This is a genomic window from Desulfuromonas sp. KJ2020 (assembly GCF_024197615.1).
Taxonomy (GTDB): Bacteria; Desulfobacterota; Desulfuromonadia; order Desulfuromonadales; family SZUA-540; genus SZUA-540.
Genome location: NZ_JAKUKE010000003.1, coordinates 654,567 through 672,653 on the forward strand (window position 1 = coordinate 654,567; position 18,087 = coordinate 672,653).

19 protein-coding genes are annotated in these 18,087 nt (G+C 60.1%); 13 read left to right on the forward strand and 6 right to left on the reverse strand.

Features of this window, described 5'->3' with window-relative positions:
• Positions 1-6: 6 nt before the first annotated feature.
• From cobO to MJO47_RS11440, 6 genes are read left to right on the forward strand one after another with little or no spacing between them, the layout of a single operon-like run.
• Positions 7-531: a cob(I)yrinic acid a,c-diamide adenosyltransferase gene (gene cobO / locus MJO47_RS11415; RefSeq protein WP_253961250.1), complete on the forward strand. Its 525-nt coding sequence runs from the start codon at positions 7-9 to the stop codon at positions 529-531.
• Between the two features lie 31 nt (positions 532-562).
• A complete protein-coding gene (locus tag MJO47_RS11420) occupies positions 563-1,288 on the forward strand; it encodes a 4Fe-4S double cluster binding domain-containing protein (protein WP_253961251.1) in 726 nt (241 codons plus the stop codon).
• Complete coding sequence (locus MJO47_RS11425) at positions 1,273-2,088, forward strand: CoA transferase (protein WP_253961252.1); 816 nt, start codon at positions 1,273-1,275, stop codon at positions 2,086-2,088. The genes MJO47_RS11420 and MJO47_RS11425 overlap by 16 nt, the downstream gene beginning before the upstream one ends.
• Positions 2,089-2,142: 54 nt before the next feature.
• Complete coding sequence (locus tag MJO47_RS11430; protein ID WP_253961253.1) at positions 2,143-3,303, forward strand: acyl-CoA dehydrogenase family protein; 1,161 nt, start codon at positions 2,143-2,145, stop codon at positions 3,301-3,303.
• Between the two features lie 21 nt (positions 3,304-3,324).
• Complete coding sequence (locus MJO47_RS11435; RefSeq protein WP_253961254.1) at positions 3,325-4,293, forward strand: CoA transferase subunit A; 969 nt, start codon at positions 3,325-3,327, stop codon at positions 4,291-4,293.
• Position 4,294: 1 nt separating this feature from the next.
• The gene (locus tag MJO47_RS11440) at positions 4,295-5,110 is read left to right on the forward strand and encodes a CoA-transferase subunit beta (protein ID WP_253961255.1); all 816 of its coding nucleotides are present in this window, start codon (positions 4,295-4,297) and stop codon (positions 5,108-5,110) included.
• A 112-nt stretch (positions 5,111-5,222) separates the two neighbouring features.
• On the opposite strand, the gene MJO47_RS11445 is transcribed toward MJO47_RS11440, so the two are convergent.
• Positions 5,223-5,705 carry a transcription elongation factor GreAB gene (locus MJO47_RS11445; protein WP_253961256.1) on the reverse strand — a complete coding sequence of 161 codons (483 nt, stop codon included), beginning with the start codon at positions 5,703-5,705 and terminating at the stop codon, positions 5,223-5,225.
• A gap of 56 nt (positions 5,706-5,761) precedes the next feature.
• A complete protein-coding gene (locus MJO47_RS11450; protein WP_253961257.1) occupies positions 5,762-6,007 on the reverse strand; it encodes a hypothetical protein in 246 nt (81 codons plus the stop codon).
• Positions 6,008-6,138: 131 nt separating this feature from the next.
• Here MJO47_RS11450 and MJO47_RS11455 point away from each other — a divergent pair, with 131 nt between their 5' ends.
• The 5 genes from MJO47_RS11455 (at position 6,139) to MJO47_RS11475 (ending at position 11,678) form a co-directional block, all read left to right on the forward strand.
• The gene (locus MJO47_RS11455; RefSeq protein WP_253961258.1) at positions 6,139-6,807 is read left to right on the forward strand and encodes a class I SAM-dependent methyltransferase; all 669 of its coding nucleotides are present in this window, start codon (positions 6,139-6,141) and stop codon (positions 6,805-6,807) included.
• 3 nt (positions 6,808-6,810) lie between these two features.
• Positions 6,811-7,773, forward strand: a complete 963-nt coding sequence (locus MJO47_RS11460; protein WP_253961259.1) for a DUF808 domain-containing protein — start codon at positions 6,811-6,813, stop codon at positions 7,771-7,773.
• Positions 7,774-7,827: 54 nt separating this feature from the next.
• Positions 7,828-9,465, forward strand: a complete 1,638-nt coding sequence (locus MJO47_RS11465; RefSeq protein ID WP_253961260.1) for a sensor histidine kinase — start codon at positions 7,828-7,830, stop codon at positions 9,463-9,465.
• Positions 9,465-10,163: a response regulator gene (locus tag MJO47_RS11470; RefSeq protein ID WP_253961261.1), complete on the forward strand. Its 699-nt coding sequence runs from the start codon at positions 9,465-9,467 to the stop codon at positions 10,161-10,163. The genes MJO47_RS11465 and MJO47_RS11470 overlap by 1 nt, the downstream gene beginning before the upstream one ends.
• A 189-nt stretch (positions 10,164-10,352) precedes the next feature.
• Positions 10,353-11,678: an anaerobic C4-dicarboxylate transporter gene (locus MJO47_RS11475; protein ID WP_253961262.1), complete on the forward strand. Its 1,326-nt coding sequence runs from the start codon at positions 10,353-10,355 to the stop codon at positions 11,676-11,678.
• A gap of 74 nt (positions 11,679-11,752) precedes the next feature.
• On the opposite strand, the gene dmeF is transcribed toward MJO47_RS11475, so the two are convergent.
• From dmeF to MJO47_RS11495, 4 genes are all read right to left on the reverse strand, one after another.
• Complete coding sequence (dmeF, locus tag MJO47_RS11480) at positions 11,753-12,724, reverse strand: CDF family Co(II)/Ni(II) efflux transporter DmeF (protein WP_253961263.1); 972 nt, start codon at positions 12,722-12,724, stop codon at positions 11,753-11,755.
• 87 nt (positions 12,725-12,811) lie between these two features.
• Entirely contained in the window at positions 12,812-13,300 is a 489-nt protein-coding gene (locus tag MJO47_RS11485) for a hypothetical protein (protein WP_253961264.1), read from the reverse strand.
• A gap of 2 nt (positions 13,301-13,302) precedes the next feature.
• Complete coding sequence (locus MJO47_RS11490) at positions 13,303-13,842, reverse strand: FMN-binding protein (protein WP_253961265.1); 540 nt, start codon at positions 13,840-13,842, stop codon at positions 13,303-13,305.
• Positions 13,843-13,910: 68 nt separating this feature from the next.
• On the reverse strand, positions 13,911-15,113 hold the full coding sequence (locus MJO47_RS11495; RefSeq protein WP_253961266.1) for a porin family protein: 1,203 nt from the start codon (positions 15,111-15,113) through the stop codon (positions 13,911-13,913).
• A 298-nt stretch (positions 15,114-15,411) separates the two neighbouring features.
• On the opposite strand from MJO47_RS11495, the gene MJO47_RS11500 reads away from it, so the two are divergent.
• Together MJO47_RS11500 and MJO47_RS11505 are read left to right on the forward strand one after the other, a co-directional pair.
• A complete protein-coding gene (locus tag MJO47_RS11500) occupies positions 15,412-17,184 on the forward strand; it encodes a copper resistance system multicopper oxidase (protein WP_253961267.1) in 1,773 nt (590 codons plus the stop codon).
• Between the two features lie 23 nt (positions 17,185-17,207).
• Complete coding sequence (locus MJO47_RS11505; protein WP_253961268.1) at positions 17,208-18,056, forward strand: copper resistance protein B; 849 nt, start codon at positions 17,208-17,210, stop codon at positions 18,054-18,056.
• Positions 18,057-18,087: the final 31 nt, after the last annotated feature.

Here is an 18,087-nt window from a genome sequence, read left to right on the forward strand (position 1 = left end):
CCCGCCATGGAACAGGGACGGGTACAGGTCTATACGGGCAACGGCAAGGGTAAGACCACGGCGGCGCTGGGGCTGGCCCTGCGGGCCGTCGGGCGCGGCTTCAAGGTCTGCATGGTGCAGTTCATCAAGGGGGGCGGCGAATACGGCGAACATGAGGCCGCCCGCCGCCTGGCGCCCCTGTTGACCATCCACCAGACGGGGCGCGATAACTGGATCTTCAAGGACAAACTCGACCCCGAGGATATCCGCGTCGCGCAGGAGGCGCTGGTGCTGGCACGGCAGGCCCTCACGAGCGGCGACTACGACCTGGTCATTCTCGATGAAATCAACGGTGCCGTCTGGTTCGGTCTGCTGTCAGTGGAAGACATTCTGGACCTGATGGCGGCGCGACCCGCTTCCGTCGAATTGGTGCTGACGGGCCGTAGTGCCGACCCCCGCGTCATCGAGACGGCGGACCTGGTCACGGAGATGACCGAGATCAAGCACTACTACCAGCAAGGGGTGCCGGCCAGAATCGGCATCGAGAAATAGGAACCTGACCAGCAAAAGAGGGGAAAGCGCGGTGACCAGAACAGAGAAAATCAAGGAACACGCCAGAAATCTCGGCGCCGACCTGGTCGGTGTCGCCGATCTGGCCCTGCTCGAAGGCATCGACACCGAGCCCGCCGACCTGCTCGGCCCCTACCGCCACGCCCTTGCCCTGGCGGTCAAGCTCCCCAACGCCGTTTTCGAACAGCTGCCGGGCCGGCCAACGCCGCTCTACGCGCAGGTGTACCTCAACGCCAATGCTTTGCTCGATCAGATTGCCCTGCGGCTGTGCGCCCATATCGAGGGGCAAGGCTACGCGGCTCTGCCCATACCGGCCTCGCAACCCCTCGACATGACCGTATTCCGCTCCCACCTCTCCGCCAAGGCGGTGGCCAATACCGCCGGGTTGGGCTGGCAAGGCAAGAGCCTGCTCATCGTCACGCCGGAATACGGCCCCCGGGTCCGTCTGGTGACCGTGCTGACGGACATGCCCCTGCAGGCGGACAAGCCGCTTAAAAACCGCTGCGGCTCCTGTACCTGCTGCACCGAGGCCTGCGTGGCCGGGGCGATCCGCAACGTCTCCACCGATTTCCACTATGCCAGCCGCGAGGAGGCCCTCGATTTTCAGAAGTGCGCCGACAAGCTGGTGAACGAATTCAGCCCGATGGAAAACATCGGTAAGCCGATCTGCGGCATCTGCATCCAGGTCTGTCCCTGGGGACGGAAGCTGAAGGGGAGGGGTGCATGCTCCGAGGTCTAAGGATTGTCAACCTGGCCGTCAATCTGCCGGGACCGGCGGCGGCCCAGCGCCTGCAGGCTCTGGGCGCCACCGTCGTCAAGGTGGAGCCGCCTGGTGGCGACCCGATGGCGCTCTACAGCCAGCCATGGTACGCCGACATGATGGAAGGGCAGCAGGTCCATCGGTGTGATCTGAAGGATCCGCAGGGTAAGAAATCGCTCTTTGCCTTATTGGAAAGCGCCGATGCCCTCATTACGGCGACGCGGCCAGCCGCCCTGAAACGGCTGGGCCTCGATTTTGACTCACTGCACCCCCTGTTCCCTGATCTGTGCATGGTGTCCATTATCGGTTATCCGGCCCCCGACGACGACGAGGCCGGGCATGACCTGACCTATCAGGCCAGGATGGGGCTCCTCGATCCTCCGCACATGCCGCGTACCCTGATTTCTGACCTGGCCGGCGCCGAGCAGACCGTTTCCGCTGTTCTGGCTTTGCTGGTTCAGCGTGGACGAACGGGCGAGGCGGGCCAGGCTGTGGTGCCCCTCTCCGAAGCCGCGGCATTTTTTGCCGAGCCGCTGCGCTACGGCAGCACCGTCGCCGGCGGCATCCTGGGAGGTGGTCTGCCCGAATACAATATCTACCAGGCCCGTGACGGCTGGGTGGCCGTAGCCGCCCTTGAGCCGCATTTCAAAAGCAGGCTGGAACAGCTGCTGGATATCCGCAGGCAGGAGGATTATCAGACTGTGTTTGCCGGCCAGACAACCGCTTACTGGAAACTGTGGGCACAGAGCCATGATCTGCCATTGGAAACAGTTGTTTAGCGATCATACTTAAAGTGAATTATCGTTTAGATTCACTAAGGCGAGGAGGGGGAAATGCATATTGAACTGACAGAAGAACAGAAGCTGATCCAGGATACGGCCCGGGATTTTGCCCGCAACCAATTGGAGCCCGTGGCTGCCAAGCTCGACCAGGACAAGGACCGTGACACGCTGCTGGGCAATCTCAAGCAGCTGGCCGAACTCGGCTTTATGGGACTGAACGTCAAGGAAGAGTACGGCGGCTCCGAGGCCGGCGTGGTTGCCTTCAGCGTGGCCATGACGGAGATCGCCCGTGCCTGCGCCTCGACGGCGGTGACGGTGTCGGTGAACAACATGGTCTGCGAGGTCATCCAGGCCATCGGTTCCGAGGAGCAGAAGCAAAACTACATTCCAAAAATCTGCAGCGGGGAATACGCCGCCGGTAGCTTCGGTCTGACCGAGACCTGCGCCGGTTCCGATCCTTCCGGCATGGTGACCCAGGCGGTGCGGGACGGCGATCATTACGTCCTGAACGGCTCCAAGATTTTCATCACCAGCGCGCCCTATGCCGGGGTCTTCGTGGTCTGGGCGGTCACGGACAAAGAGGCGCCCAAGGGTAAGGGGATCAGCTGCTTCCTGGTGGAGGCCGGCACGCCGGGCCTGCTCATCGGCAAGGAAGAGGAGAAGATGGGCCAGCATGCCTCGGCGACCAACGAGTTGATCTTTCAGGATTGCCGGGTGCCGGCCTCGGCCCTGATGGGCAAGGAGAACGACGGCTTCCGCATCGCCGTGGCCGAGCTGGCCGGCGGCCGCATCGGCATCGGCTCCCTCGGCCTCGGCGTCGGTCTGGCGGCCATGGACCATGCCTCGCGTTATGCGACGGAAAGGGTCCAGTTCGGGCAGAAGATCAGCAACTTTCAGGCCCTTCAGTGGATGATCGCCGACGCCTACACCGAGCTGGAGGCGGCCCGCCTGCTGCTGATGAACGCGGCCTGCCGCAAGGAGCAGGGCCGATCCTTCGCCAAGGAAGCTTCCATGGCCAAGCTCTTTGCCACCGAAGCGGCCAACCGGGCCTGCTATCAGGCCATGCAGATGCTGGGGGGCTACGGCTACACGAAGGACTATCCCATCGAACGCTACGCCCGCGACGCCCGCATCACGACGATCTACGAGGGTACCAGTGAAATCCAGCGGCTGATTATTTCCCGTGAAATTCTGCGAAATCTGGCCGCCTAAATCACCTTACGGAGGGGAACTATGAGCAAAAGCAAGCGCATCACGGTACAGCAGGCCGCCGAAATCATCAAAGACGGCTCCAGCCTGACCTTCTCCGGCTTCACCATCTGGCGCCGACCCTTTGCTGTCGTCTTTGAACTGATTCGGCAGCAGCGCCGGAACCTGCACCTCATCGAGGTCAACGGCGGGCCGCAGACGGAGTTTCTGGTGGGGGCGGGTTGCGTGGATATCTGGGAATCCTGCTGGGTGGGGCACGAGCTCTACGGCAAGTACGGCGCCAACCTGTCGCGCAAGGTGGCTGAGAAGCAGATCCTCGTCGAGGACTACAGCCATGCCGAGATGATGTTCCGGTTCGCCGCCGCCGCGGCCGGGGCGCCCTACGCGGCCACGCAGACCTCCCTGGGCACGGACATCCATAACCCGGCCTACGACACCCTCGGCCAGGCGGGCCGACGCGACGGCAAGCGCATCGCCAAACACAAGTATCTCTTTACCGAGGATCCCTTCTTCGATGGCGGCCAGCTGGTGCAGGTGCCGGCGGTGAAGGTCGACGTGGCCCTGCTCTGCGTGCAGCAGGTGGGGGAAGAGGGGACCGTGCGGGTCAGCGGGCAGTACTATTCCGACCCGGAGGCCGCCCGCGCCGCCGATATCACCATCGCCGTGGCCGAAGAGATCGTGCCGGAGGAGTACCTGCGCCGCCATGCCGACCAGAACACCATCCCCAGTTTCGAGGTCGACTACATCGTCGAGTGTCCCTTTGGCGCCCATCCCACCGGCATGTTCGGCCGGTACGATGTGGACGGGGCGTTTCTGAAGAATTTCTACAACGGCACCCGCACCCAGGAAGGCTTCGACGCCTTTGCCCAGGAATGGATCCACGGCCTTGATCACACCGGCTATCTGGAGAAGCTCGGCTGGCCGCGCATGCTCAAACTGCGGGCCAACACCGCCATGAATTACAGCCCGCGCGAGAAGAAGGGAGGGAATTGATATGAGCGACTTTGCATCCCCCGGCGAATACGGGCTGGCCGACCTGCTGTGCTGTGCCGCCGCCCATGAGGTGCAGGATAACGAAATCGTCTTTGCCGGCACCGGCCTGCCCATGGTCGCCATCATGCTGGCCCAGCAGACCCATGCCCCCAACCTGAAGCTGATCTTCGAAGCCGGCACCCTCGACGGCCGCCCGCCGGAAATCCCCACCTCCGTCGGCGACGCCCGCTGCGAAATGGGCGCTTCCCGCGCCTCCGGCCTCTATGACGCCTTCAGCATCGCCCAGCGCGGCTACGTCGATCTCGGTTTCCTCGGCGGCGCCGAAGTCGACCAGTACGGCAACGTTAACACCACCTGCATCGGTGACTACCTCGACCCCGAACTGCGGCTGACCGGCAGCGGCGGCAACCCCGACATCAACTCCTTCGCCAGCCGCACCGTCTTCATCATGGTGCACGAAAAGCGCCGTTTTGTCGAAAAGGTGAGCTACATCACCAGTCCCGGCTGGCGCGTGAAGAAGTGGCCCGGCGGCGAGTTCGTCCATCGGCGCGAATTGTATGGCGCCGCCTACCGTGGCGGCCCCTCGGCCATTATCAGCACCCTGGGCGTGTTCCGCTTTGACGAGGAGGACGGCCACATGTATCTCGACACCTGTCACCCCGGCAGCACGCCGGCCCAGATTCAGGAGCAGTGCCAGTTCGACCTTGACGTGTCGCGGGTCAAGGGCGAAACGGCGGTGCCGACTCGGGAAGAGCTGCGCCTCATCCACGACGTCCTCGACCCGGACGAGATCTTCATCCCCAAAGCCAAAAAATAAGTTGACGCGATGGCCTGACGGGGAGCTCACCGATTACCGGCGCCCCACCAGCCCATGCCCCTTTGCTCCTTCTTCGGAAGGAGCATTTTTTTTGGTCCTAAAATAACGTTCTTTAGCGCACCTCTTCAATACTCAGGCTTTTCCGCACCCCGGCTGACCCCGTTTGAACCTCATCCCCCACGCATTTGCCGATCAGGCTTCGGCCCATTGGTGAGGCTGGGGTAATCACGACGATTTCATCGTCACCGTCTGAAATCTTGAGACCACCGGCTTCGGGGCCGATAAAAACCTGCCGGCGGACACCGTCCTCTCCCTCAAGAGTGACCAGGGCCGTCAGGCGGATCGGCGTATTGTCGTCAAAGGTCCTTAGTTCCAGCTTGCTGTAAGTGGCCAGAGCTGAGCGGATGTCCTGGGCACGGTTCGCCTGTCCCTGAGCGATGTACGACGCCTCCAGGGCGGTGGTGTCATATTTGTTGTCCGGCTGGCATTCTTCATGGGTTGCCGCCGCATGGGCCGCGCGGGCGGCATGGGAAAGCACGGCGAGATCCGCATGCAGGGTCGCGATGATCTGCTGCAAAAGCTGATGCTTGTTCATGGGCTTTGACTCTTTGCTTTGGGGGCGTTCTGGTGGAGGAGAGGGGATAGATTAAATCAGTGAGATGTTTTGTGGCCGCAGTCACAACCACAGCCACACCCCGGTTTGGCCTGCACCATTTCATCAATGGTCTGTTCGAAAGCCTGCTCCAGATCCTGGACAATAGAAGCGAATTGATTCTCTGTCAGGCCGCCGCCGCAGGCGGGGCAGGTGAAGTAGGGCTGCTTGAACCAGTTCAATGGACGGTGAATGGTGTCACGGCAGTAGGGGCATTCGAGCGCAACAAGTTCTTGGTTTGTCACAGGATTCTCCTGGCAGTTTGGTGAGCGATTCCGGTGAAGGATAACAGAGTTCGGGAAATTTTGCATCGCGCCTGAGATGGAGCAGGTATAATATCGGTTTAATCCATCGAATTCCAGCCAATGTAGATTGTATGAAATTTTACAACAAACATATTCTACCGAATCTGGTGCACTTTGCCTGCAGCCTGAAACCCGCCATGCAGCTGCGCGAAAAGGTGGTGCCCCTGGCTCGCGGCCAGGTGCTGGAAGTCGGCATCGGTACGGGCCTGAATCTTCCCTATTATGATGCGGCCAAGGTGACCCATCTCTGGGCGCTCGATCCTTCCCCCGAAATGGTCCGAAAAGCCGAACTGAAGGCACGAAAAGTGACTTTTCCGGTCGAGTTCCTTGATCTGCCCTGCGAGGACATCCCGTTGGAGACGGCGAGTGTTGACGCGGTGCTGGTCACCTACACCCTGTGCACCATCGTGGACGTGCAGCAGGCGTTGCGTGAGATAGGGCGGGTACTCAAACCGGAGGGCGAACTGATCTTTTGTGAGCATGGCCTGGCTCCCGATGTGCGCATCCGCCGCTGGCAGAACCGTCTGGCTCCCGCGTGGAGATGCCTTGGGGGCGGCTGCCATCTGAACCGCGATATCCCCAGGCTGATTGAGGAGGGCGGGTTTCGGATTCAGGAGATGCAGTCGGCGTATATATCAGGTTGGGGCCCGGCGTCCTACAACACCTGGGGGGTGGCAACCTGGCTCCAGCGTCCGCAGGTTTCGGTGGCCGAAATATCTCAGCCAGAGAGGGGAGGATAGCCCATGGCTGGCAGCAGTTTACTGACCCTTCTCGATGATATCGCCACCCTGCTGGACGATATCTCGGTGATGACCAAGGTCGCCGCCAAAAAGACCGCCGGTGTGCTGGGGGACGACCTGGCCCTCAACGCGGAGCAGGTCACGGGCATTCGCGCCGATCGGGAGCTGCCGGTGGTCTGGGCGGTGGCCAAGGGGTCCTTTAAAAACAAGCTCATTCTGGTGCCGGCGGCTCTGCTGATCAGCGCCCTGGCGCCCTGGGCCATTACTCCGCTGCTGATGGTCGGCGGGGCTTACCTCTGCTACGAGGGCTTCGAGAAGCTGGTTCACAAGTTCGGGTCTCACAAAGGGGACAAGGAGACCGAACACGCCGAGAAGCTTCGCGCCCTGAGCCATCCCGAGGTGGATCTGGTGGCTTTGGAGAAGGACAAGATCAAGGGGGCCGTGCGCACCGACTTCATCCTTTCCGCCGAGATCATCGTGATTGCCCTTGGCACCGTGCAGGGCAAAGCGCTCGGGTTGCAGGTGGCGGTGGTTTCGACGATTGCCCTGCTGGTCACCGTCGGGGTCTATGCGCTGGTCGGGGGCATCGTCAAGATGGATGACGCCGGCCTCCACCTGATTCGTCGGCAAGGCCCCGCTTTTTCTGACCGCTTCCGTCGCATGATCGGCGCGGCCCTGTTGCGGCTGGCGCCCCTGTTGATGAAGTTTTTGTCGGTTGTCGGCACCGCCGCCATGTTCCTGGTCGGTGGCGGCATCCTCATGCATGGCCTGCCTGGCGGCGCCGCTGTGGCCCACGCCGTGGTTGAATTCGTTCATGGCTTCGGTTCGATTGGCGAGGTTCTCGCCATCGTGACGCCCCTACTGGTGGACGGTTTGGGCGGCATGGTCGCGGGCGGCCTGGTGCTAGGAGCGATTCAGCTTGTTAGGGCCCTAGTGAACCGTTTCAGGCCTGTCGGACAAAAGTGAGAACCATCAGGCCATTGCTGCCCCGAAGGTGTCCAGAAAACGAAGAGGACCACCATGGATTTTGACCCGGACCAAACGTCCTTGCTGGAACGTATCGACCGCCTGCTTCCCAGGAGTCTGCAGCTTAAGCTCAGTCTGCTGGTCACCGGTCTGCTGGTGCTGCTGATCAGTCTGGTGGGGGCGCTCTTCTCTGACTTTCTGCGCCACAGCCTGCTGGAGGAGATTGGCGCCAAAGCTCTCGATGTCGCCCATGCCGTCTCCTACGATCCTGAAGTTCTGGAGGGGCTTCTCACCCAGGATTCTGCCCGGACGCAGGCCGTGGCCGAAAAGATCCGGCAGGCGACGGGGGCACAATACGTGGTGATTGGTGACAGTCGCGGTATCCGCTATTCCCATCCGGACCCCTCGCGAATCGGCCATCCTTTTGTCGGTGGAGATCTGGGACCGGCCCTGCAGGAAGGGCGTGCCTATGTCTCTCGGGCTGTCGGCACGCTGGGCGAGTCGCTGCGTGGTATCGTGCCTTTACGGGGCGAGAATCAGGACGTCATCGGCTTTGTGGCCGTCGGCTACCTGCTGCGCGATATCGACGTCACGGTCAGGGCGCAGCAGCGGCAGATCTATGGTTACATCGCCATCGTGCTGATGTTCGGCGTTTTTGGCGCTGCTATTATCGCCCGCGGTCTCAAGAGCGCCATCTTCGGGCTGGAACCCCACGAAATTGCGGCCCTGTACCAGGAGCGCAGCGCCATTATCGGTACCATTCGCGAAGGGGTAGTGGCGGTGGACGGGGCAGGGCAGCTGACCCTGGTCAACCAGGCGGCGCGCCGGTACCTCGGCCAGGAGGGGAATGACAACCTGCGTGGCCGTCAGCTGGCGGAGGTTTGTACCAATTCCGAACTGGAACAGATGCTGACCGGCGGCCAGAGCGTGCTCGACCGCGAGATGCGGCTCAAGGGGCGGACCATGATCGTCAATGTGGTGCCCTTCAGTGGGCCGCCCCGGGGGGCGGTGGCGAGTTTCCGGCCCAAGGATGAACTCGACCGCCTTGGGCGTGAGCTGTCACAGATGCAGGAATACTCCGAACTGCTGCGCTCCCAGAGCCATGAATACTCCAACAAGCTGCACACCATCGCCGGTCTGCTGCAGATTGGTGCTCAGCAGGAGGCGCTGGATCTCATCATGACGGAGGCCAGCGGCTACGAGGAATTAATCCGGACCCTGACCAAGGCGGTGCCGGATCCGGTGGTGGCGGGACTCATTATCGGCAAGTTCAACCGGGCCCGGGAACTCAAAGTCCTTCTCTCGCTGGACCCCGACAGCTCGTTGGCCGATGTGCCGGCTCCTATCGACCGCCAGCACCTGGTCACCATTCTCGGCAACCTGCTGGACAATGCCTTCGAGGCGGTTCGGGCCGGCGACCGGTCCCCGGAGGTACGCCTGATTCTGACCGATCTGGGGGATGATCTTATTCTCGAAGTGGAGGATTCCGGACCGGGGGTATCCCCGGAGGTGGCCGAAACCCTCTTTGACAAAGGGGTGACGACCAAGGGTCAGGCCGGGCGCGGGTACGGCCTGTACCTGCTGCGTCAGGCGGTGACGGCGCTGGGAGGCAACATCACTTACGGCCAGGGAGAGCTGGGCGGAGCGCTCTTTACAGTTAGTATCCCCAAGACGGGCAGGGAGGAAGCCTGATGACCGACACAACGCTCAGGGTGCTTATCGTCGAGGATGATCCGCGTATTTCGGAACTTCACCGACGTTTCGTGGAAAAAATCCCCGGCTTCGAGGTGGTGGCGGTGGCCAACACCCTGGCCGAAGGCGAGGAGATGGTGGAAGTGCTGGGGCCCGATCTGGTTCTGCTTGACCTGTTCTTTCCAGAAGGCCATGGACTCGACCTCCTGCGCCGTATGCGGAAAGGGGAGACCCAAAGCGATGTCATTCTCATTACAGCCGCCCGCGAGATGGCCTCTTTGCAGGAAGCCTTGCGCGGCGGCATTTTTGACTATATTGTCAAACCCGTGTATTTCCCCCGATTTCAGGAGGCGCTTGAAAAGTTTCGCCGTTACCGGCTCCGTCTCGATTCGGGCGGCCAGCTGGAACAACAGGAAATCGACCGGTTGCTGCATTCGTCGGCTACCAAAACATCCGAGCCTGACGTCGATATGACTCCCAAGGGCATCGATCCGCTGACCTTGAAAAAGGTGCGACAGGTCTTCGACGATCCTGCGGTCGCCGACCTCAGCGCCGACGAGGTCGGTCAGCGCATCGGCGCCAGCCGTTCCACCGCCCGCCGCTATCTGGAGTTTCTTATCACGGAAGGTTATCTCAAGGCCGATCTCATCTACGGTGTGGTGGGCCGGCCTGAACGCCGCTATGTGCGCAACCGCTGAAAACCCGAACGGACAGCGCGATGAACACAATGCACAAAATGCCCGTAAAGAAATAAATTCTTTTTAAAATCCAAATATTTACACGAATTTGTCCTGGATCTATCCTTGAGCCGTATTGAGGGTGAAAAACGGGGATGACGCGGATTGGCGCGGATTTCCCGACACCCTCCCAAGCCAAGGAGAAGGTCCATGCTCTACATTCAATTTCTCTTTCTGCTGATGATGCTCTACATCGGCAGCCGTTTCGGCGGCATGGGGCTGGGAGTGGTTTCCGGCATCGGCCTGGCCATCGAAGTCTTCGTCTTCAAGATGCCGCCGACCAGCCCGCCCGTCACCGTCATGCTCATCATTCTGGCCGTGGTTACCTGCGCTTCGGTGCTCGAAGCTGCGGGCGGCCTCCGCTACATGCTGCAGATTGCCGAGCGTCTGCTGCGTTCGCGGCCCAAACTCATCACCCTGCTGGGCCCCCTGGTCACCTACACCATGACGGTCATGCTCGGCACCGGCCACGCCGTCTATTCCATCATGCCGATTATCGGCGATGTCGCCCTGAAAAACGGCATTCGTCCAGAACGCCCCATGGCGGCAGCCTCCGTGGCCTCGCAGCTCGGCATCACTGCCAGTCCCATTTCGGCCGCCGTCGTCTTTTACCTGACCCAACTCTCCGGTCTGGCTCCCGACCTGACGCTGCTCTCCATCCTCGGGGTGACCATTCCGGCGACCTTTATCGGTCTGCTGGCCATGGTGGCCTACAGCATGCGTCGCGGGGTCGAGTTGGACAAGGATCCCGAGTACCAGCGCCGCCTCCAGGATCCCCATTGGGGAGCTGAAATCAAGGCGAGCGCCGCCACGACCCTCGGGGAGAAGCTGCCTGCCGCCGCCCGTAATTCGGTGCTGCTCTTTTTGCTGGCTCTGGTCTCTATCGTCATCATTGCCATGGTGCCGGAAATCCGCACCCTGCAGCCTGGCGGCAAACCGATCAAGATKGATGTCATTATCCAGATGATGATGCTCGCCTTTGGTGGCATCATCCTGCTGGTGACCCGCATCAAGGCCGCCAAGGTTTCCGACGGCGTCGTGTTCAAGCAGGGGATGGTGGCGGCCATCGCCATCTTCGGTATCGCCTGGATGAGCGACACCTATTTCCAGTTCGCCATGCCCAGCTTCAAAGCGGGCATCACCGAGATGGTCAACAATTTCCCCTGGACCTTCGCCCTCGCCATGTTTGCCGTCTCGGTCGTCATCAACAGCCAGGCCGCGACCTGCATCATGATGCTGCCGGTGGGGCTGGCTCTTGGATTGTCGCCGGCCCTGCTCATTGCCATCATGCCATCGAGCTACGGCTACTTTTTCATCCCCAACTATCCCTCCGATATCGCCACCATCAACTTCGATATCTCGGGAACGACGAAGATCGGCAAATTCTACTTTAACCACAGTTTCATGATGCCGGGGTTTTTCGCGGTGGTGACGGCCTGCATTGTCGGCTACGGCCTGGCGATGGTGCTGATCTGATATAGCCACCCGCAGGACGCAACATCAAAAAAAGCAAGGGCCGCTTCTTTTCGGGAGGCGGCCCTTTTTTGTGCTCAGGCAGTCGGGGAACAGGAGCAGTCGGGGTCTTCACAGGGATGCACCTCGACACTCACATGAATAACATGAGGCAGGGTTTTTAATCGATTCTGATAGTCCTCGGCGGTGTGTCCGCAGCCGGTGACGACGGAGGCGACCAGGGCGAGGTCCCGGGAGCCGATGGGCCAGAGGTGCAGATCGATGACGCGGCTTTCCTGGTCGGCTTCGATCAGTTCCCTGGCCCGGGCTTTCAAGGTATCGGTAACGCCACCATCGAGGAGGATCACGGCAGTTGTCTTGATCAGCTGGTAGGCCCACCGGCTGATGAGTAGGCCGCCGACGATGCCCATGACGGGATCGAGAGCCGTCCAGCCCAGAAAGCGGCCGGTCAGCAGGGCCACCAGGGCGAAGATGGAGGTGAGCGCATCGGCAATGACGTGCAGGTAGGCGGCCCGGTAGCTGTGATCGTGCTGACCGCCCTGCGCGGGCTCATGCGGGCCGTCAGCATGGTCGTGCTGATGGCCCTCTTCGGCAGTGTGCAGGATCATGACGCTGGCGACATTGACGATCAGGCCGATCAGGGTGATGCCGATTGCTTCATTGAAAGCAATGGTCACGGGGTTCAGCAGACGCTGGATCGATTCAACGATCATCCAGAGACCGGCCAGGCCCAGAAACAGGGCGCTGGTGTAGCCGGCCAGCACGCCGAATTTGCCGGTGCCGAAGGAGAAATATTCGGAGTCGCTGTGCCGTCGGGCCAGCCGATAGGCGGCGTAGGTGATCCCCAGGGCGAAGGCGTGGGTGCCCATGTGCCAGCCATCGGCCAGCAGGGCCATCGACCCTGTCAGATGGCCGGCGACAATCTCGACCGCCATGGTGACAAGCGTCAGCAGAATGACCCAGAGGGTTCGTCGCTCATTGCCTGGATTGATCTCGGTGTATTCATGGGAGTGGGCCAGACGCTCGGCGGTCTGTTCGTGTCGATTCATTTCCATCCTCATGCAGCGTGATTGGTATGGCAGACGGTCGACCTCGGATCAACCTGCCCACAGGATTAACATGCCTGACCAAATGCGTCAACTATTGACTGGCGGCCGTCTTCGAAACAGGGCCGCCAGCAAACCGAGGAGCAATATCAGCGATACCCCCTGCAATGTCCAGAAAGACGCAAGTTTCAGCCAGGCAAAGGGGGCGGCGACATAGCGGATCAGCCAGGGGGAGAGGATGTCCAGCAGCAGGCTCAGCCCCAGTAGCCAGGTCAGTATGGCCTTGACGGGCGCCCCAAAGGGACAAAAGAGCAGCAAGTGGCTGAAGACCACAAAGAACAGGCCCATGGCGAAGAGGTGAAAATGAGTCACTTCCAGAAGGCCAATAAAACTGCGCGGATTCATGAACTGTTCGGGGTCGCCCAAAAAATAACGCACCACGCTCTGATAGCTGGAGCCGAGCTTGTGGTGAAACATCAGGATGCCGGTGACCCAGTGCAGCACAAAGTAGACATAGAAAAAAGCCAGGATGACTTTGGATAAGGGGCTCTGGCCAGGACCGGTCATCATCACGCGCATGCTTATTTCTCCGCTAAGAGGATGGAGCCCACCGCTGCGATCTTCCTGACCTGTCTGGTGATCGCTTCGGCGGACAGGGTGGCACCGGAAATCGCCTGGATATCGCCGCCGACGCGCAGGTCGGGCGAGAGCTGGATGCCGCTGAACTGATCGAGCCAGCGTTTGGCGGGCAGATATTCCGGCGGTTCGAAAAAGGCCAGAATCTCCGTGAAGCGGACGGTTCCATCCGCGTTGAGCACCACCATCACCGTTTCCGGCAGGGTGCGAACGACACCGGCCTCGATGGCTGCATAGCCGGTCGTCTGTTCTGCCTTCTTGCCCACATAAAAGGTGAAGATGGGGGAGTCAGGAAGAAGGCCGGAGAGCTTTTTGACCTGTTCCATTTCTGCCGTCGACAGGAAGAGATTGACCGTCTCGACCCGGTCGGCATCGGGAAACGCTCGTTTGAGAGCCTCGGACTTGGACATGAAGGCCTTGGCTAAAGACAGATCGGGAAAGAGCAGGAGAAGAACCAGACAGAGTGAGGCAATGGTTGTTTTCATGGGGTGCATCCTCAAAAAAGGCCGGAGAGGTGGAGGCTGCCCCTCTCCGGCCACATCACAACGGTTTGTTAGAAAATGTAGCCGAAGCCGATGTTGAGCTCGTCGGCGCGGACGCCGTCCTTCTTGTCGAAGTTGCTGTAGTCGGCCTTGATAACCACGTTGGGGATCGGCTTGTAGCTGAGACCCGTCACCAGCAGTTCCACATCCTCGTTGTTGCCGTCGTAATCGAGATTCTCGTAGCGCACGAAAGGGGCGAGGTAATGGCTGGTGCCCTGGACGAGGTGGGGCAGAATATTGTAGGCGGCCTCCCCGTAATAGGCGAAGATCTCGTCGGGGACATCGGCTCCGACGGCCTCGGCGTCATCGATCTTGACCTGAGAGGCGAGGGCCTTGAGCTCAAGGCCGCGCACTTTGTACTGTGAGTGAATCTCGTAGATCTCGGTGAAGACATCGGCCTCACGGTTGCTGAGGTCGACAACCTGCCCCTGACCCGAATCGCCCAGGTAGAAGCTGCCGCCAATGTTCAGGCCGAGGATGGGTTCGTAATCGAGGCGGCCCACCAGGGCCCAGTCTTCTGCCTTGGTTTGGGAAGCTTTCTGGCGTCCGCCGCGCAAACCCTGGGCGGTAAAATCCTGCCCGTCAAAACCGTTCATGACATAGAGCTTGTAATCGATTTTGTCCGTCAGGCTGCCGAAGGCACCGACGCCCATCTCCCGCCAGGTGGACGGAATAACCTGTCGTTCGACCAGCGGACGATCCACGCCATGAAAGAGGGTGGGTTCGTGCAGTTCGTTGGTGAGGCCCACCGGCGCCAGCAACAGGCCGCCGCGCAGGTTGATCTTGTCATGCAGCAGAAAATCGAGGCTGGCCATTTCGACATAGATCTCGTCAGCGTGTTCAATCTCGATTTCCGTGTTCAGGATGATATTGTCGGTGAATTTGTAGCCGAAATAAAGAATGGCGCGCAGCATATCCGCCTGATCGATTTTGTCTCCCTTGTCGCTGGTGTAGTTTTTGAACTGGCCTTCGCCATAGCCACCAATGGAAAGGCCCTGGTTGAGCTTGTACACTTTGGAGGCCGCCGGCCCATAGCCGAAGGTCGAGCTGTATTCGGCGTCTTCTACGGCCGATTCGTTTTTGAGTTTCTGCAGCTCTTCGGTGATCAGGTCCAGGCGACGCTCCAGCTCTTCGTTGCTGGCGGCAAAGCCGCTGACCGGAATAAAGGCCAGAAGCAGGGCAAAAATAACAGACAGGCGGACTAAAGGTTTCATCACAGGTCATGCTCCTCAGGTTTAGGGGTTGGGTTGCAAGGGACCGGAATCCGCGGTGCCCTTGTGCGGAAATGAAAATCGTTTTCAGAAAATAGGGAAGCCGGCCTCGGCTGTCAAGAAGAAAATGAAAGCCATTATCAAAAAATAAAGTGGGAGAGGGGTATCGACGAGAAGGCGGCGAATTTTTCGCAAGTTTGCATTCCCAGGTTGACTTGTTAGCCTTGAAAAGGGTGCAAGGCAGACCTTGCTCCCTAAGTGGGAATACTAAAAGCGGAATTCTTCGTTTAAAGGAGATGTCATGAGCCAGGGAAACTATGTATCTCGCCGCCGTTTCATTCAGGGGGTGGGGTCCGCCTTTTTTCTTGCCGGGTTGCAGGCCACCTGGCCGCTTCCCCTCTGGGCCCGACCAAACCACTGGGGTCTTGATGGCCTGCCCTCGGCGCGGGACCGCTACGATCTGACCATTGGTTATTCCCCGATTGTCATCGACGGCCGCGAAGGGACGGCAACCGGCATCAATGGCACGGTGCCTGGTCCCCTCGTGCGGCTGCGTGAAGGGGATGAGGTCACCCTGAACGTCACCAACGCCCTGATGGACACGGAACACTCCTCCATTCACTGGCACGGGATATTGGTGCCCTTTCCCATGGATGGCGTGCCGGGGGTCAATTTCGCCGGCATTCCGCCTGGGGAGACCTACACCTATCGTTACAAGCTCGTCCAGTCGGGAACCTACTGGTATCACAGCCACTCCTTCCTGCAGGAACAGTCGGGCACCTACGGCCCCCTTATCATCGATCCCAGGGACGGCGAGCCCTGGCCCTATGATCAGGACTACGTCGTGGTGCTTTCCGACTGGTCCTTTGAGAAGCCGGAGACACTCTTCCGGAATCTCAATCTGCTGGGCCACTATTACAATTATCAGCAGCGCACCCTGGGGGATTTGACCCGGGACATTCGTCAGGGCGGTTTCAAGGAGACCATGGACGAACGCCTGGCCTGGGGGAAGATGCGCATGAGCCCGGTGGATCTGGCCGATGTGACGGGAGCAGCGTACACCTACCTGATGAACGGCAACAGCCCGGATATGAACTGGACGGGACTGTTCAACCCCGGCGAAACGGTGCGTCTGCGTTTTATCAACGCCTCGGCCATGAGCAACTTCGATGTGCGCATCCCCGGCCTCGACATGGACGTGGTCATGGCCGACGGCAAGGCGGTCAGGCCCGTGACCGTGCAGGAATTTCGCATTGGCGTGGCGGAGACCTACGATGTGCTGGTACGCCCTCGGGAAGATCGTCCCTTCACCCTCTTCGCCGAATCCATCGATCGCAGTGGGTATGCCCGCGGCACGCTTTCACCGGAGCCTGGTCTGTCGGCGCCGGTGCCACCGCTACGCAAGCGGCCCGTGCGCCGACTGCAGGATATCGGCATGGGTATGATGGTCGGTGAGATGAAGAACGGTGCGATGGGTGGAGGGCATGGAGGCCATGGCGGGCATGGAGAAATGGGCACAAAAGAGGATCCGCGCATTCCCGGACCGAACGGACCGCAGCCGTTTGTCCCCGACCGAAAGACCTCCGTCAATGTGGCCATGACCATTCCCAATCCCCGCTACCGCCTCGACGAACCTGGACTCGGTCTCGGTCACGATGACTGGCGGGTTCTCACCTATGAAGACCTGACCTCTGACGAGCCGCCGGCATATGCCGATACGCCCGAGCGGGAAATGACCATCCATATCACGGCCAACATGGAGCGCTACATGTTCTCCTTCGATGGCCTGAAATACTCCGAACATCCCGGTCCCTATCTGTTCCGTCACAACGAACGCCTGCGCCTGTTTCTGGTGAATCACACCATGATGGATCATCCGATTCACCTGCACGGTATGTGGATGCAGCTGGAAAACGGGGCCGACCGGCTGCCTTACAAGCACACCATTCTGGTTAAGCCGGGTGAAGTTGTCTCCGCCCTGATCACGCCCATTGAAAAAGGGGACTGGGCGTTTCACTGTCATCTGCTTTTTCACATGGAAGCGGGCATGTTTCAGGTTGTGCGGGTGAGCTGAGGTAAGACCGGAGAGGGGATACCATGAAAAGATTCGTTTTATTGTTCGTGTTTGCCTTTTTGCCCGCTTTAAGCCTGGCCGCCGATGAAAAATCAGGAGAGCCCGTAACGGATTATTTTCCGTCGGATTATTCGGAGGCACCTTCTGCGCGCCCGGAAGGGAAAGGGATTGTCAAATATGCGGAAGACGGTGACTCGAAGGGGAATTTCGGCCGACAGCCGGTACACGACAACCAGCTCTTTGCCACCTTTAAGGCGGACCGTTTCGAACATCAGTGGAAAGAGCACGATGTCGAACTTTTTTTGTGGGATGTGCAGGGCTGGATTGGGGAGGACTACAACAAGCTTTACCTGAAAAGTGAGGGTGAGGTCCTGCTCGAAGACAGCCATCCCGTGGAGGAGGCTGACCTGGAGCTGCTGTACAGTCGCTCCCTTTCAAAATTCTGGGATGTGCAGTTCGGCTTCCGCCAGGACTTCCGGCCGCGGCCACAGCGAACCTTCGCCGCCTTGGGAATCCAGGGACTGGCCCCTTACTGGTTCGAAGTGGACGCCACCGCCTACCTGAGCGAGGACGGTGACCTGTCGGCTGCTCTGGAGGCCGAATACGAGGTCATGCTGACCCAGCGACTCCATGTCATCCCTCGACTGGAGATGGGGCTGTCGTTGCAGGATGTCCCCGAGTACGAGCAGTGGCAGGGGATAACGGATCTGACCCTCGGTGCCCGTCTCAGGTACCAGATCAGTCGGAAACTGGCCCCTTATGTGGGCGTTACCTGGCACCGCAAAATCGGCGAAACGGCCCATAACCTGAAAAAGGCGGGAGAAGATGTCGATGACCTGGGCGCCGTCGCCGGGGTGAGGTTCTGGTTCTAGGACCGAAATCCATTGAGAAAGGGGATTATCA